The organism is Pseudomonas sp. B15(2017) (assembly GCF_002113215.1).
Taxonomy (GTDB): Bacteria; Pseudomonadota; Gammaproteobacteria; order Pseudomonadales; family Pseudomonadaceae; genus Aquipseudomonas.
Genome location: NZ_NEJZ01000001.1, coordinates 310607 through 326054 on the forward strand (window position 1 = coordinate 310607; position 15448 = coordinate 326054).

Genomic DNA, 15448 nt, shown 5'->3' on the forward strand with positions numbered 1-15448 from the left:
CCACGGCTGCCGGATAATGCCTAACCTTAAGTGACACACGCCCGTTGCCACCGGCAGAACCATGACCGAACTCGTGCTTACGCTCTTCAGTGCTGCGCTGATCAACAACTTCGTGTTGCACTGGCCGCTGGGCGTCGATCCGCTGCTGGCGGGTGAACGCCGTCAAGTGCATGCGCTGGGGCTGGCAACGTTGTGTCTGATGTTGATTGTCGGCGTGGCGGGTTATGCGATCTGGCATTGGCTGCTGGTGCCGTTGCAACTGGAATTCCTGCGGCTGTTTGTGTTCCTGCCGTTGAGCACCCTGCTGATCGCGCCGTTGTTGAAACTGCTGGCGCATTGGCGACCCACGCTGCCATTCGATGGCTTGTGGCCGCTGCTGCTGGGCAATGCCGGTGTACTGGGGCTGACGCTGATCAACGCGCAAACGGATAAAGGCCTGTTTCATGCGATTGCGCTGAGTCTTGGCGCCGGTCTGGGTTTCTGGCTCGTGTTGAGCCTGTTCAGCGATTTGCGTGAGCGCACGGCCGACAACGATATTCCCCTGCCCTTTCGTGGTTTGCCGGTCCTGTTGATCGGCGCCGGACTGATGGCCGTGGCTTTTCTCGGATTCAGTGGACTGATCAAAACATGAGTCTGATTCAACGCATCGATGCCCTGCTGCCGCAGACCCAATGCGGCAAGTGCGGCCATCCCGGATGCAAACCCTACGCTGAAGGCATCGCCGACGGCGAGCCGATCAACAAGTGCCCACCGGGTGGCGACGAAACCATCGCGGCGCTGGCCGAACTGTTGAAAATCCCGGTACTCGAGCTGGACATCAGCCGTGGTTCGGCGCCGCCGCAGGTGGCTTTCATCCGTGAAGCCGAATGCATCGGCTGCACCAAGTGCATCCAGGCCTGCCCGATCGACGCCATCGTCGGCGCGGCAAAACTGATGCACACCGTCATCATCGACGAATGCACCGGTTGCGATCTGTGCGTGGCGCCCTGCCCGGTCGATTGCATCGAGATGCACCCGCTGCCGCCGGGCACGCTGCCGGTGGTCGGCGGCCTGGCCGCCAGCCTTGAAGAACAGCAGGCCCGCGCGGCCAAACGCGATCACGCACGGCAACGTTTCGAACGGCGCAATGCTCGCCTGCAACGCGAAGAACAGCAGAAGCAGGCCGAACGCGAAGCCCGGGCGCAGCGTGCGGCACAGGTCGAAGTCGCCGCCAACACGCTCGATCCGGTGCAGGCGGCACTTGAACGGGTGCGCGCGCAAAAAGCCGCAACCGCCGATGCCGCGCTGAAAAAAGCCAAGATCGACGTGGCCATGAGCCGGGCGCAATTGAACAAGTCGCTCAAGGCGTTCGGTCATCCGCCGACCTTCGATCAGCAGTCGCAACTGATCGTCCTGCAGCAGCAGTTCGAAGCCGCCGAACAGGCACTGGCGAAGCTGGAAAGCAGCGCGGCACCTGCGCCTGTCTCAGCCGCCCCGGCGAAGGACGCCGATCTGAAACGGGCGAAGATCCAGTTGGCGATGCGCCGCGCCGAGCTGAAAAAAGCGCAAACCGCAGAGGCTCCCGCAGTTGAAATCGCCTCACTGGAGCAAGCGCTGCGTGACGCCGAACAGGCGCTGCACAACGCCGAAGCCGCCAGCGATCAACCGGCGCCGGAGCTTGTGCGCGTCGAGAAACGCCCGATCGACGACCGGCTTCGCCAACTGAAAACCGAACTGGCCTACGCTCGCGCCGACCTGAACAAGTTGCAACGGCGCGACGGCACGCCCGCCGACATCCTCGAAAAAGCCCGCGCCCGCCTGCAGGAAGCAGAGCGGCAGGTACAAGCCCATGTCATCCATTGAAACCAGAGACGAGCGCCTGCAACAGGCAATGAAGCTGGTTTTGCTGGCGACATTGCCAGGATGGCTGGCGTTGTTCTGGTTTTACGGTTGGGGCGTGTTGATCAACCTGGTCTTGTCGGTCGTCACGGCTTTGAGCGTTGAAGCCGTTGTGACACACCTGCGTCGACAACCGATGCAGGCCACCTTGACCGACGGCAGCGCAGTGGTCAGCGCCACGCTGCTGGCGATTGCCCTGCCGCCTTATTGCCCGTGGTGGCTGACGGTCACGGCAATCGCCTCGGGCCTGTTGCTGGGCAAACATCTGTACGGTGGCGTGGGCCGCAACCCGTTCAATCCGGCCATGCTCGGCTTCGCACTGGCCATGGTGATGTTCCCTCAGCCAATGACACACTGGCCGGCTCATGGCATGGATCTGACGGCAGCTTTTGGCCAGGTGTTCAACCTTGGCGCGCAGCCCGACGCCTGGGTTCAGGCCACCGCGCTGGACAGTCTGCGCATCAATAAAAGCCTGACCATGGACGAACTGTTTGTCGGTAATCCGGCATTCGGTCGCTTTGGCGGACACGGCGTGGAATGGGTGAACCTGGCGTTCCTCGCCGGTGGATTGTTCCTGTTGCAACGTCGGGTGTTTGGCTGGCACGCGCCGGTCGGCATGCTCGCCAGCCTGTTCGTGATCAGCCTGCTGTGCTGGAACGGTTCGGGATCCGACTCCCACGGCTCGCCGCTGTTTCACCTGCTGAGTGGCGCGACCATGCTGGGTGCGTTCTTCATCGTCACCGAACCGGTGTCGGGGGCTAAAAGCCCACTCGCCCGTTTGCTGTTCGGCGTCGGCGTGGGGTTGCTGACTTACGTGATTCGCACTTGGGGCGGTTACCCCGACGGGGTGGCGTTTGCGGTGCTGTTGATGAACCTGTGCGTGCCGGCGCTGGAGCGCTTCGCGGTGGCTCGTCAGGCGCAGGTGACACCATGAACCGGACGAGCAGTCTCATCACACTGGGGATGATTACCGCGCTGGGCATCGGCGTGACATGGCTGGTGCAACGTAGCAATGCGCCGCAGATCGCCGCCGAACAGCGGCTTCTTGAAAATCGTAAATGGCTGGACGTACTGCCGATCGACGCTTACGACAATCTGCCGCTTGAACAACCTCTGACGCTGACCGACGTCAACCTGAGCCATAGCCAGCTACTGGGCGGTTATCGGGCGACCAAAGGCAGCCAGCCCGTGGCGATCCTGCTGCGCAGCCAGACCCAGGGTTATGCCGGCCAGATCGAGTTGTTGATTGCCATCGATGCCAATGGCCGATTGCTCGGTGTGAAAACCCTCGAGCAAAACGAAACGCCGTCGCTGGGTGGGCACCTCGGCGATTGGCCAAATAGCTGGCTTCAGAACTTCACCGGAAAATCGAGCAACCAACCGACCGACGCCGGATGGGCGCTGAAAAAGGATCAGGGGCAGTTCGACCAGATCGCGGGGGCGACCATCACCTCCCGTGCGGCCATCAACGCCATCCACGATGCCCTGCGTTACTTCGATGAACACCGAACGACCCTGCTCGGGAGCGCGCCATGAACACGACAGCAACTCTGTCGAACTCAATGATGCTGGTGCTGTTGATCGGCACCACCGACTCCATGGCAGGTGCGCTGGCGACGCTGGTGATGTTTACGGTTGTCGTGGGCATTTACGGCTTGTGCATGGCACCGTTGCGCTCGCGCCTGAGCAGCGAAAGCCTGCTACCGGTCAGTGTGATGCTGGCAGCGACCCTGGCGGGCTGCGCCGATATTTTTCTGCAACGCGGCGCGATGCAGTGGCATCACCTGCTCAGTCTTTATGCAGCGCTGCTCGGCTTGCAGTGCGTCGTGCTGGAGCACAGTGGTTTTTTTTGCCAGCCGGTCCGCAGCCGTCTGAAACTGGGTGGCCTGTTTGCCGCGCTGATGATTGTGCTCGCGGTGTTGCGTGAGCTGATCGGTCAAGGCAGCATCGGCCATCACCTGTCGGAACACTGGCAAGGTTTGATTCTGTTCAGTGATGGCCTGCATTTCGCGACGCTGGCTCCCGGCGCCTTCATACTGCTTGGACTGTTACTGGCCGCCCGTCAGGCCTGGACTCGCCCTGCCGCCCTACCCGAGGAAACGCATCACCCATGAATGCCGCAAAACGTCTGGAGATCTTCCGCCGGTTTCACGAGGACAACCCCGAGCCCAAGACCGAACTGGCCTATTCCTCGCCTTTCGAACTGTTGATCGCGGTGATTCTGTCCGCGCAATCCACAGACGTCGGGGTCAACAAGGCGACGGCGAAGCTGTTCCCGGTGGCAAACACGCCGGCGGCCATTCACGCCTTGGGCGTCGATGGGTTGTCCGAGTACATCAAGACGATCGGCCTCTATAACAGCAAGGCCAAAAACGTGATCGAGACCTGTCGCATGCTGGTCGAGCTGCACAATGGCGAAGTCCCGCAGACGCGCGAAGCGCTGGAGGCCTTGCCCGGCGTTGGCCGCAAGACCGCTAACGTCGTGCTCAATACCGCATTCCGCCAACTGACCATGGCCGTGGACACCCATATCTTCCGGGTCAGTAACCGCACCGGCATTGCACCAGGGAAAAACGTGGTTGAAGTCGAAAAGAAGCTGATGAAGTTTGTGCCAAAAGAATACCTTCTCGACTCGCACCACTGGCTGATTCTTCACGGACGCTACGTGTGTCTGGCGCGCAAACCCCGCTGTGGCAGCTGTCGGATCGAAGATCTGTGTGAATACAAGCACAAAACTTCTGACGATTGAGCGGGTATTGGTTTTATTGATTTATCGATTGAAAAAATCTTTTTTACCATCTGCTGGAATATCGATATAAGGAGCGCCAAAGGCAGTCTTAGCCTGGAGTTGACCTTATGAGCACCAGCAAAGAGCAATTGGAAGCGGATGACGACTTTATCGCCACGGAGGCCGACGATGCCGAACCTGTGGTTGAAGTCGCCAAGACCAACTTGAGCAAACGCCGAACCATCGACAACCTGCTTGAGGAGCGCCGACTGCAAAAGCAATTGGCCGATTACGATTTTGATCTCTGACATTTGAAAGCCTCCCGAAACGGAGGCTTTTCTCTTTCTGTCGCACGCTGATTTCGATCCGCCCATGATCCGTCAGCCACTCAAACCTCAGACCAGGCCGTTTCGCTGGGCCAGCTCGATCAAATCGACCAGCGAACGCGCGTTGAGCTTCAAAAGCAATCGGGTCTTGTAGGTACTCACGGTCTTGTTGCTGAGAAACATCCCGTCGGCAATTTCCTTGTTGGTCTTTCCGCGCGCCAGTTGCTGCAACACCATCATTTCGCGCCCGGACAGGCGGTCTACCATATCGGCCTCGCTGGCATTACCCAGGCTTGTCCGCACGGTATGCAACGCCTGATTCGGAAAGTAGCTGTACCCGGACAGTACCGCCTTGATTGCACTCAGCAACTCCGTCAGATCCTGTTGCTTGCAAACATAACCCGCTGCCCCCGATTGCATGCAGCGCATGGAAAAGTGTCCCGGTGACTGGGACGTCAGCACCAGCACCTTCAATGGCATCGCACTTGTCGTAAGACGCGCAATGACTTCCAGGCCATCAAGTTTCGGAATACCGATATCCAGAATGACGATATCCGGCATCTGGTCACGAGCAAGTTGTAACGCATCCACGCCATTATCGGTTTCTGCAATGACTTCGTAGCCATGACGTTCCATCAGCATACGTACCGCAAGACGAATGACGGGGTGATCATCCACGATCAGCACTTTATTCATGGGCAAGTCCAGTTTCGCTGTTCGAATTTTTAGAACCGGCACAATAACGTAGTCATTTCACCCATGGCATGGATAAGTTCCTCTACACCAGCACCGAGAGACGCCTCCTACAGGCAATAAAGATTATTCCTACAGAAAAGACTCACTTATAGAAAATCATGAGTCTGCATCAGGAACTCCACACCTCTCCACGTCCTTCGCGGCGGCGCTCGTAACAGACTGAAAAACCAAAACCCGGTTCAATGAACAGATACTAAAAACAACTGAAACAACTTACACATATCGCAACTCTGGAATTTAATATAAACACCAGATACCGAAATCCTTATCCGCCCGCCAACTTAAAACTCGACCACCCAACCACATCAAAACGACGAGAAAGACCATTCATGAGTAAAGACCATGCTAAAGATCAACAAAAAAATTCCCAACCCCATCACCGTCATTGCCATCTTCGCCTTTATATCGGAGACCTCCGCCGCCGTATCCCTGCCTTTTCTTAATAACAATGAGCGGGAGATCTATGTCTGGTTCCTGATCAGCTTTCCGTTCTACTTGCTATTCCTGTTTTTCATCACACTCAACTTTAACTACCGTTCTCTCTATGCTCCATCAGACTTCGACAACGACAAGAACTTTCTTAAAGCTTTCGAAGAGGAGGATAATTTACCGACCGAGGCTGTACACACTCCACCCAATATTGAGTCGCACGCCATTAAACTTCCAAAACCGCTGACCAAGGTGTACATCATCGACATTCGAAAGTTACACACTGATTCGGAGATTGAACTGCTATTTGAAAAAATCCCACACTCAAACAAGCATTCGCCGAGATTATTACTGTTTTTAACCGAAGCGGGGGCGGATGCTTTACTTAAAGACAATATCGAAATCCTGGCCAAACACGCCAAGAGAAGCCAGGGAACAACGTTCTGCATTGTTTATGACACGCACGCGCTGACCACATCCGTATTGGGAAAATTCGAAAGGGGATAAAGCGCGCAGCAGGACAATCATGCAATGCAGCGATGTACAGCCGATGAGGACAGTAATGTTGACCGGTATCGATCAATTCAAAGGAGAGCATCCCAAAAAAAACGGCCTTGTCGCTACGACAAGGCCGTTTTTTTCACATCAGCCCCGAAGGACTCAGAACAGCTTGCGGCCCTTGTTGGCGGCAATGCGCATGCGCAGCGCGTTGAGCTTGATGAAGCCCGCCGCGTCGGCCTGGTTGTAGGCGCCGCCGTCTTCTTCGAAAGTCGCGATGTTGGCGTCGAACAGCGAATCGTCGGACTTGCGGCCGGTCACGATTACGTTGCCCTTGTACAGCTTCAGGCGCACAACGCCGTTCACGTTGACCTGCGAGGCGTCGATCATCTGTTGCAGCATCAGACGCTCAGGGCTCCACCAGTAGCCGGTGTAGATCAGGCTGGCGTACTTCGGCATCAGCTCGTCTTTCAAGTGAGCGACTTCGCGGTCCAGGGTGATCGATTCGATGGCGCGGTGAGCGCGCAGCATGATGGTGCCGCCCGGGGTTTCGTAGCAGCCACGGGACTTCATGCCGACATAACGGTTCTCGACGATGTCCAGACGGCCGATGCCATGTTCGCCACCGATTTTGTTCAGCGTCGCCAGCACGGTGGCCGGGGTCATTTCAACGCCGTCCAGCGCGACGATGTCGCCGTTACGGTAGGTCAGTTCCAGATACTGAGGGGTGTCGGGAGCCTTCTCCGGGGAGACGGTCCAGCGCCACATGTCTTCTTCGTGCTCGGTCCAGGTGTCTTCCAGCACGCCGCCTTCATAGGAGATGTGCAACAGGTTGGCATCCATCGAGTACGGGGACTTCTTCTTGCCGTGACGCTCGATCGGGATCGCGTGCTTCTCGGCGTAGTCCATCAGTTTCTCGCGGGACAGCAGGTCCCACTCGCGCCATGGAGCGATCACTTTCACGCCTGGCTTGAGCGCGTAGGCACCCAGTTCGAAACGTACCTGGTCGTTGCCCTTGCCGGTGGCGCCGTGGGAAATGGCGTCAGCGCCGGTTTCGTTGGCGATTTCGATCAGACGCTTGGCGATCAGCGGACGCGCGATGGAAGTACCCAGCAGGTACTCGCCTTCGTAAACGGTGTTGGCGCGGAACATCGGGAACACGAAGTCACGCACGAATTCTTCGCGCAGGTCGTCGATGTAGATTTCTTTGACGCCCATGGCCTGCGCCTTGGCGCGGGCCGGCTCGACTTCTTCGCCCTGACCCAGGTCAGCGGTGAAGGTCACGACTTCACAGTTATAAGTATCCTGCAGCCACTTGAGGATCACCGAAGTGTCCAGGCCGCCGGAATACGCCAGAACGACCTTGTTTACGTCCGCCATGCCATCACTCCACGGGGTTCTACGGAAAGCCGAGGAGTCTACCGCTCAAACGCGATAATTTACAGAGGCGCGACAGCTTAAGACGACAAAGCGACAGAATCTGTCGAGAGGGCGACGATGACCGACAGGTCAGGAGGTCGCCGCTGCATTGGCAGGCGTGCTGGCTTGAGGTGCTGGGGCGGTAACCGGTGCCACCCGGGCCAACTTCACGCTGACCCGGCGATTTTTCGCCCGGTTGGCGGCGTTGGTGTTCGGGACCAGCGGGTATTGTTCGCCGTGGAAACGCACGGTGATCTGCGATTCGGCGATGCCGTTGGCCTTGAAGAAATCAACCACCGCCAGCGCACGACGGCGCGACAACTCACGATTGGTCAGGCGATTGCCACTGTTGTCGGAATAGCCATCGAGCTCAATGTGATTGACCGTCGGATCGGCCTTCATGAATTCGAGCATCACTTGCAGTTTGGCTTTCGCGGCGGCGTCCAGATCGGTGCCTTCGCCCGGAAAACCGACCTGCGAGTTTTTGACCTGATCGAAATTCTGCGGGAGCAATTTCGCCACGCAGGTCTGGTAGTCGTTGAACGCCTTGCTGAACTTGACCGGCAGCAGCCGCACTTCGGAGACCCGTCCATCACCGGAGGCACGTCGCACCACCGGGCTACGACCTTCCAGCAAACCGCTGATCAGCCCGCCGGCCTGCGATTGCGAACTGTTGAACAGCACGTTGCCGGTGCCGATCCTGACACTGCCCAGGTTGATGTCATTGCGTCCCGGCTGCCAGGGCGCGGCCGCCGCCAGCAAGGTTGCCGAACCACCGCCCAACATCGCGTTGTAGGCATTCAGACGGAAGATCGCCTGCTCGCCGGCCTTGCGCACGAACTGCCCCGAGCCGAAGTCGGTGATCGGCTGCGTCAGGCGGCACTCGAACTTGTCGCCTTCGACCGTCCACTCAATGTTCTCCAGACGTGTCTGGTAGGTCAGTGCCATCGCGGGAAGGCTGGCAAACACACTGAGCAAGGCTAAATATCGCTGGCGCACGGGAGGCTCCATTGGCTTCTACAACAAAAAAGACCGAGACATACATCTTTACGGCATACCTTTGGGATATCGGACGCTCGTCGCAAAACTTGATAGCGAGTGCCTGCAAGAGTCTTTTCCGGTAGCATTCGCCTCAGTTTGACCCGCCTGGAATTCCCTCATGTCCGACCGCCTGACCCTGCTGCGTCCCGACGACTGGCACATTCATCTTCGCGATGGTGCCGTGTTGACCAATACCGTTGCGGATGTCGCGCGCACCTTTGGTCGCGCAATCATCATGCCCAACCTGGTACCTCCGGTGCGCAACGCCGCTGAAGCCGACGGCTATCGCCAGCGGATTCTCGCTGCCCGCCCGGCCGGCAGTCGTTTCGAGCCGCTGATGGTGCTGTACCTCACCGACCGCACCCAGCCCGAAGAAATCCGTGAGGCCAAGGCCGGCGGTTTCGTGCATGCCGCCAAGCTGTACCCGGCCGGCGCCACCACCAACTCCGATTCCGGGGTCACCAGCATCGACAAGATTTTCCCGGCGCTGGAAGCCATGGCCGAAGTCGGCATGCCGCTGTTGATCCACGGTGAAGTCACCCGTGGCGACGTCGACGTGTTCGACCGCGAAAAAATCTTCATCGATGAGCACATGCGCCGCGTGGTCGAGCGTTTCCCGACACTGAAAGTGGTGTTCGAACACATCACTACCGGCGATGCCGTGCAGTTCGTCAACGAGGCCTCGGCCAACGTCGGCGCGACCATCACCGCGCACCATCTGCTCTACAACCGCAACCACATGCTGGTAGGCGGGATCCGGCCGCACTTCTATTGCCTGCCGATCCTCAAGCGCAACACGCACCAGGAAGCCCTGCTCGACGCCGCCACCAGCGGCAGCGCGAAGTTCTTCCTGGGTACCGACTCGGCACCGCACGCCCAGCACGCCAAAGAAGCAGCCTGCGGCTGCGCCGGCTGCTACACCGCGTACGCCGCCATCGAGCTGTACGCCGAAGCCTTTGAACAGCGCAACGCGCTGGACAAGCTCGAAGCGTTCGCCAGCCTCAACGGCCCGCGCTTCTATGGCCTGCCGGCAAACACCGATCGCATCACCCTGGTTCGTGACGAATGGACCGCACCGACCAGCCTGCCTTTCGGCGAGCTGACCGTTATCCCGCTGCGCGCCGGTGAAAAACTGCGCTGGCGCCTGCTGGAGGAACACGCGTGAGTGAAGACCATTTCGACGACGAACTGGACGGTCAAGGTGGCGGCGGTTCGCGCCATCCAATGGCAGCACGCTTTCGCGGCTACCTGCCGGTTGTCGTCGACGTAGAAACCGGTGGCTTCAACTCGGCCACCGACGCTCTGCTGGAGATTGCCGCGACCACCATCGCCATGGATGAAAAGGGTTTTGTGTACCCGGATCACACCTACTTCTTCCGCGTCGAGCCGTTCGAAGGCGCCAACGTTGAAGCGGCGGCACTGGAGTTCACCGGGATCAAGCTCGATCATCCGTTGCGCATGGCCGTCAGCGAAGAAACAGCGCTGACCGACATCTTCCGTGGCGTGCGCAAGGCCTTGAAGGCCAACGGCTGCAAACGGGCAATTCTGGTCGGCCACAACAGCAGCTTCGACCTGGGCTTCCTCAACGCCGCCGTCGCGCGGCTTGACATGAAGCGCAACCCGTTCCACCCGTTCTCCAGTTTCGACACCGCGACCCTCGCCGGTCTGGCATACGGCCAAACCGTGCTGGCGAAAGCCTGTCAGGCAGCCGACATCGACTTCGACGGCCGTGAAGCGCACTCCGCGCGTTACGACACCGAGAAGACGGCCGAGCTGTTCTGCGGCATCGTCAACCGCTGGAAACAGATGGGCGGCTGGGAAGACTTCGACGACTGATCCTCGTCGGGTTTCTTCCGAGCATGAAAAAACCGGCCACGTGGGCCGGTTTTTTTGTACCTCGACGTTGCGCCTTACAGGGCTGCAGCGTTCTCGGTCAGGTAAGCCGCAACGCCTTCTGGCGAAGCGTTCATGCCTTTGTCACCTTTTTTCCAGTTGGCAGGGCAGACTTCGCCGTGCTCTTCGTGGAATTGCAGCGCGTCGACCAGACGGATCAGCTCTTCCATGTTACGGCCCAGCGGCAGGTCGTTGACGATCTGCGAGCGGACAACGCCCTTGTCGTCGATCAGGAACGCGCCACGGAAAGCCACGCCGCCTTCGGATTCAACGTCGTAGGCCTTGGCGATTTCGTGCTTCATGTCGGCAGCCATGGTGTATTTCACCTGACCGATGCCGCCATTGTTGACCGGGGTGTTGCGCCAGGCGTTGTGGGTGAAGTGCGAGTCGATCGACACAGCGACCACTTCTACGTTGCGCGCCTTGAAGTCAGCCATGCGGTTGTCCAGAGCGATCAGCTCGGACGGGCAGACGAAGGTGAAGTCCAGCGGGTAGAAGAACACCAGGCCGTATTTGCCTTTGATGGCCGAGGACAGGGTGAAGCTGTCAACGATCTCGCCATTGCCGAGTACGGCCGGGACGGTGAAGTCAGGGGCTTGTTTGCCTACGAGTACGCTCATTGATATCTCCTGGTGTAGAAACTTGAAGTTCAGGGTCCGCGCCAGCCTGCCACCCTCAGGCGACAGCCCTGTGACACGAACCCTCTTCGCAAGGGCCGACCATCATACACTGCGTTTTTCGACTGTCCTTAAAGGTTTTTCGCGAAATCCGGGCTGGCACTCAGCCATGCACCACCGTTCGTCAGTCACAGGCATTGGCGATCAAAACCACCGGGAAAGCACTTTGACAATCATTCTCGTTAACATTAAGATCCATCGCAATTGAGTCACAACCAGCGACGGTTCTCACTTATGTATGTTTGCCTCTGCACTGGCGTCACCGACGGACAGATCCGCGAAGCGATCTATGAAGGTTGCTGCAGCTACAAAGAAGTTCGTCAGGCCACCGGCGTAGCCAGCCAATGCGGCAAATGTGCGTGCCTGGCGAAGGAAGTGGTTCGCGAAACCCTGACCAAGCTGCAAACCGCCCAGGCCGCGATCCCCTACCCGGCAGAATTTACCGCCGCGTAATTATCCCGAATTCGAAGAACCGGACTTAGGTCCGGTTTTTTTATGCCTGAAAATCAATTGCTTAGCGCCTAGACGCGGAACACAAACATTCTTATTCAGATTAATTTTCATTTATTATTCAATAACTTAGGTTTGACACTTATAAATACCAAGCTCAAACTCCGCCTTATATACCGCTACTTAGGGCAGGACTCCCATCATGAAAGGCGACGTAACAGTCATCCAGCATCTCAACAAGATCCTTGCCAATGAGCTGGTCGCGATCAATCAGTACTTCCTGCATGCGCGCATGTATGAAGATTGGGGCCTGAACAAGCTCGGCAAACACGAGTACCACGAATCCATCGACGAGATGAAGCACGCGGACAAGCTGATCAAGCGCATCCTGTTCCTCGAAGGCCTGCCGAACGTGCAGGATCTGGGCAAGTTGCACATCGGCGAGCACACCAAGGAAATGCTGGAGTGCGACCTGCGCATCGAGAAGACTGGCCATGCCGACCTGAAGGTCGCCATCGCCCACTGCGAATCCGTCGGTGACTTCGGCAGCCGTGAACTGCTCGAGGACATCCTGGAATCCGAAGAAGAACATATCGACTGGCTGGAAACCCAACTGGGCCTGATCGACAAGGTCGGTCTTGAGAACTATCTGCAATCGCAGATGGGTGAAGACGAGTAATCAGTCAGCGCTAAACTCGAGACACTAAAAAGCCCCGCTCTCTTTCCAGAGGCGGGGCTTTTTATCGCCCGGATTTCAGACTCGCTGAAATCCGGGCAGAAACCAATCAGGCTTCGGACTTGGCCGCAGCAGCCTTGGCGGATGCTTCCTTGATCAGGGTCTGCAGCTCACCATTGGCGAACATTTCAGCCATGATGTCGCTGCCGCCGACCAGTTCACCGCCGACCCACAGTTGCGGGAAAGTCGGCCAGTTGGCGTACTTCGGCAGGTTGGCGCGGATTTCCGGGTTCTGCAGGATGTCGACGTAGGCGAACTTCTCGCCACAGCCCATTACAGCCTGCGCAGCTTTCGCGGAGAAGCCACACTGCGGGGCATTCGGCGAGCCTTTCATGTAAAGCAGAATGGTGTTGTTGGCAATCTGCTCTTTAATCGTTTCGATGATATCCATGGAGCACCTCGGCTGAACTTTCCGACTCATGGGTCGGCACGGTGGCGCATTGTAACGGAATCCCGAGCGCGCTGCTCGGTCTCCCCGACAGACATGCTCAAGCCGCTGCCACCGTCACCGGCACGCCATTGAGCGCTGCGTTGCCCGACAGCTCGTCGAGCTGACACTCATCGGTCAGGTCATTGGCGCTGGAGCCCGGCTGACCGCTGGCAATCGCCATCTGTACACCCGGCCGGGCATGGCCCCATCCATGCGGCAGGCTGACCACGCCCTTCATCATGTCGGCACTGCCCAGCACTTCGACTTCGATCTGGCCGACCCGTGAACTCACGCGCACGAGCTGACCGTCACTTAGCCCGCGACTGGCGAGATCGTCCGGGTTCATCAGCAGCTGATGACGCGGCTTGCCCTTCACCAGTCGATGATAATTGTGCATCCACGAATTGTTGCTGCGCACATGACGGCGGCCGATCATCAACAGCTCATCGGCGGCGGGTGCCTGCAACGCGGCGAAGCGCGCCAAGTCGGCGAGGATTTCCGGTGGAGCCGCCTGAATCCGTTGATTGGCAGTCTTCAACCGCGCAGTCAGGTTGGGTTTGAGCGCTCCCAGGTCGACACCGTGCGGATGATCGAACAGCGTCGCAAGCGACAATTTTTGCTCGGATGCATCGCCATACAAGCCCATGCGTAACCCCATGTCGATCATCTTCGCCGGCGGCATCGTCGGTTTCAGCTCCTTGCCGGTCTTCGCGGCAAAGGCCTTGGCCAGGCCGACGAAGATCTCCCAGTCGTGCAGCGCACCTTCGGGTTTGGCGAGGATCGCCCGGTTGAACCGGGTGACGTTGCGCACCGCGAACAGGTTGAAAGTGGTGTCGTAGTGATCGTTCTCCAGCGCCGAGGTGGACGGCAGGATCAGGTCGGCATAGCGCGTGGTTTCGTTGATGTACAGATCGACGCTGACCATGAACTCCAGACCGTCCAGCGCCCGCTCCAGTTGCCGGCCGTTGGGCGTCGACAGGACCGGATTGCCGGCCACGGTGATCAGCGCGCGGATCTGCCCCTCGCCTTCGGTGAGCATTTCTTCGGCCAGTGCCGAGACTGGCAGCTCGCCGCCATATTCAGGGCGCCCGGACACGCGGCTCTGCCATTTATTGAAGTGCCCGCCCGAGGTCGAGGCCACCAGATCCACCGCCGGCTCCGTGCACAGTGCACCGCCAACGCGGTCGAGATTGCCGGTGACCAGATTGATCAACTGCACGACCCAATGGCACAGCGTGCCGAAGGCCTGAGTGGAAACACCCATCCGGCCGTAGCAAACGGCGCTTGGCGCAGCGGCGAAGTCCCGGGCCAATTGGCGGATCTGTTCGGCGGGCACCGCGCACAACGGGCTCATGGCTTCGGCGGTGAAACCCGCCACCGCCGCGCGAAGCTCATCCAGACCGTCCACCGGCAAATGACTTTCAGACGTCAGGCCTTCACTGAACAGCGTATTGAGCACACCAAACAACAACGCCGCATCGCCCCCCGGACGCACGAACAAATGCTGATCGGCCATCGCCGCCGTCTCGCTGCGTCGTGGATCGACCACTACCACTTTGCCGCCCCTGGCCTGAATCGCCTTCAGACGCTTCTCGACATCCGGCACGGTCATGATGCTGCCGTTGGACGCCAACGGGTTGCCGCCCAGGATCAGCATGAAGTCCGTGTGATCGATATCCGGGATCGGCAACAGCAAGCCGTGGCCATACATCAGGTAGCTGGTCAGGTGATGGGGCAGTTGATCGACCGACGTCGCCGAATAGCGGTTGCGGGTTTTCAACAGGCCGAGGAAGTAATTGCTGTGGGTCATCAACCCATAGTTGTGGACGCTGGGGTTGCCCTGATACACGGCGACTGCGTTCTGCCCATGACGCTCCTGAATCGCCGAGAGTTTTTCGGCGACCAGCTCGAATGCTTCGTCCCACGCGATGGGCAGCCATTCGCTGCCGACCCGGCGCATGGGCTGACGCAGGCGATCCGGATCATTCTGGATATCTTGCAGCGCGACGGCCTTGGGGCAGATGTGCCCGCGACTGAACGTGTCCTGAGCATCGCCCTTGATCGAGGTGATCTGCACCTGGCCGTCGGTTTCGGTGGTTTCAATGGTCAAGCCGCAGATGGCTTCGCACAGGTGGCAGGCACGGTGATGGAGAGTCTTGGTCATGGCCAGTCTCTGTCTTGTTCTGG

At 58.7% G+C, this 15448-nt stretch carries 18 protein-coding genes; 12 read left to right on the top strand and 6 right to left on the bottom strand.

Annotated elements, in window-relative coordinates; all coding sequences use genetic code 11:
• Window positions 1–61: 61 nt before the first annotated feature.
• The 7 genes from CAF73_RS01385 to CAF73_RS01415 all read left to right on the top strand — a co-directional run bounded on the left by CAF73_RS01385 (window position 62) and on the right by CAF73_RS01415 (window position 4914).
• A complete protein-coding gene (locus tag CAF73_RS01385) occupies window positions 62–631 on the top strand; it encodes an electron transport complex protein RnfA (protein WP_085701705.1) in 570 nt (189 codons plus the stop codon).
• Window positions 628–1842, top strand: a complete 1215-nt coding sequence (gene rsxB / locus CAF73_RS01390; protein WP_085701706.1) for an electron transport complex subunit RsxB — start codon at window positions 628–630, stop codon at window positions 1840–1842. The genes CAF73_RS01385 and rsxB overlap by 4 nt, the downstream gene beginning before the upstream one ends.
• Complete coding sequence (locus tag CAF73_RS01395) at window positions 1829–2812, top strand: RnfABCDGE type electron transport complex subunit D (protein ID WP_085701707.1); 984 nt, start codon at window positions 1829–1831, stop codon at window positions 2810–2812. The genes rsxB and CAF73_RS01395 overlap by 14 nt, the downstream gene beginning before the upstream one ends.
• Window positions 2809–3414 (top strand): RnfABCDGE type electron transport complex subunit G, encoded by a 606-nt coding sequence (locus CAF73_RS01400; protein WP_085701708.1) that lies wholly within the window; start codon window positions 2809–2811, stop codon window positions 3412–3414. The genes CAF73_RS01395 and CAF73_RS01400 overlap by 4 nt, the downstream gene beginning before the upstream one ends.
• Window positions 3411–3992: an Rnf-Nqr domain containing protein gene (locus tag CAF73_RS01405; protein WP_085701709.1), complete on the top strand. Its 582-nt coding sequence runs from the start codon at window positions 3411–3413 to the stop codon at window positions 3990–3992. The genes CAF73_RS01400 and CAF73_RS01405 overlap by 4 nt, the downstream gene beginning before the upstream one ends.
• Entirely contained in the window at window positions 3989–4627 is a 639-nt protein-coding gene (gene nth, locus CAF73_RS01410) for an endonuclease III (protein ID WP_085699672.1), read from the top strand. The genes CAF73_RS01405 and nth overlap by 4 nt, the downstream gene beginning before the upstream one ends.
• A gap of 107 nt (window positions 4628–4734) precedes the next feature.
• Entirely contained in the window at window positions 4735–4914 is a 180-nt protein-coding gene (locus tag CAF73_RS01415) for a PA3496 family putative envelope integrity protein (protein ID WP_007953204.1), read from the top strand.
• A gap of 87 nt (window positions 4915–5001) precedes the next feature.
• Here the strand turns inward: CAF73_RS01415 and CAF73_RS01420 are convergent, their stop codons facing one another.
• Entirely contained in the window at window positions 5002–5628 is a 627-nt protein-coding gene (locus tag CAF73_RS01420; RefSeq protein WP_007953203.1) for a response regulator transcription factor, read from the bottom strand.
• Between the two features lie 402 nt (window positions 5629–6030).
• On the opposite strand from CAF73_RS01420, the gene CAF73_RS01425 reads away from it, so the two are divergent.
• Complete coding sequence (locus tag CAF73_RS01425; RefSeq protein ID WP_085699674.1) at window positions 6031–6624, top strand: hypothetical protein; 594 nt, start codon at window positions 6031–6033, stop codon at window positions 6622–6624.
• A gap of 153 nt (window positions 6625–6777) precedes the next feature.
• On the opposite strand, the gene CAF73_RS01430 is transcribed toward CAF73_RS01425, so the two are convergent.
• Both CAF73_RS01430 and CAF73_RS01435 read right to left on the bottom strand, forming a co-directional pair.
• Window positions 6778–7995 carry an argininosuccinate synthase gene (locus CAF73_RS01430; RefSeq protein WP_007953201.1) on the bottom strand — a complete coding sequence of 406 codons (1218 nt, stop codon included), beginning with the start codon at window positions 7993–7995 and terminating at the stop codon, window positions 6778–6780.
• Window positions 7996–8124: 129 nt separating this feature from the next.
• Window positions 8125–9033 (bottom strand): OmpA family protein, encoded by a 909-nt coding sequence (locus CAF73_RS01435; RefSeq protein ID WP_085699676.1) that lies wholly within the window; start codon window positions 9031–9033, stop codon window positions 8125–8127.
• 160 nt (window positions 9034–9193) lie between these two features.
• Here CAF73_RS01435 and pyrC point away from each other — a divergent pair, with 160 nt between their 5' ends.
• Window positions 9194–10240: a dihydroorotase gene (gene pyrC / locus CAF73_RS01440; RefSeq protein ID WP_085701710.1), complete on the top strand. Its 1047-nt coding sequence runs from the start codon at window positions 9194–9196 to the stop codon at window positions 10238–10240.
• Window positions 10237–10911 carry a ribonuclease T gene (gene rnt, locus CAF73_RS01445; RefSeq protein WP_007953196.1) on the top strand — a complete coding sequence of 225 codons (675 nt, stop codon included), beginning with the start codon at window positions 10237–10239 and terminating at the stop codon, window positions 10909–10911. Before pyrC ends, rnt begins: the two co-directional genes overlap by 4 nt.
• A 74-nt stretch (window positions 10912–10985) precedes the next feature.
• Here the strand turns inward: rnt and CAF73_RS01450 are convergent, their stop codons facing one another.
• Complete coding sequence (locus CAF73_RS01450) at window positions 10986–11588, bottom strand: peroxiredoxin (RefSeq protein ID WP_085580234.1); 603 nt, start codon at window positions 11586–11588, stop codon at window positions 10986–10988.
• Between the two features lie 291 nt (window positions 11589–11879).
• On the opposite strand from CAF73_RS01450, the gene CAF73_RS01455 reads away from it, so the two are divergent.
• Both CAF73_RS01455 and bfr read left to right on the top strand, forming a co-directional pair.
• Window positions 11880–12098: a bacterioferritin-associated ferredoxin gene (locus CAF73_RS01455; protein ID WP_007953193.1), complete on the top strand. Its 219-nt coding sequence runs from the start codon at window positions 11880–11882 to the stop codon at window positions 12096–12098.
• Window positions 12099–12297: 199 nt separating this feature from the next.
• A complete protein-coding gene (gene bfr, locus CAF73_RS01460; protein ID WP_085684506.1) occupies window positions 12298–12774 on the top strand; it encodes a bacterioferritin in 477 nt (158 codons plus the stop codon).
• Window positions 12775–12880: 106 nt separating this feature from the next.
• Here the strand turns inward: bfr and grxD are convergent, their stop codons facing one another.
• Entirely contained in the window at window positions 12881–13222 is a 342-nt protein-coding gene (gene grxD / locus CAF73_RS01465) for a Grx4 family monothiol glutaredoxin (RefSeq protein ID WP_085701711.1), read from the bottom strand.
• A gap of 97 nt (window positions 13223–13319) precedes the next feature.
• Window positions 13320–15425 (bottom strand): molybdopterin oxidoreductase family protein, encoded by a 2106-nt coding sequence (locus tag CAF73_RS01470; protein WP_085701712.1) that lies wholly within the window; start codon window positions 15423–15425, stop codon window positions 13320–13322.
• Between the last annotated feature and the right edge of the window lie 23 nt (window positions 15426–15448).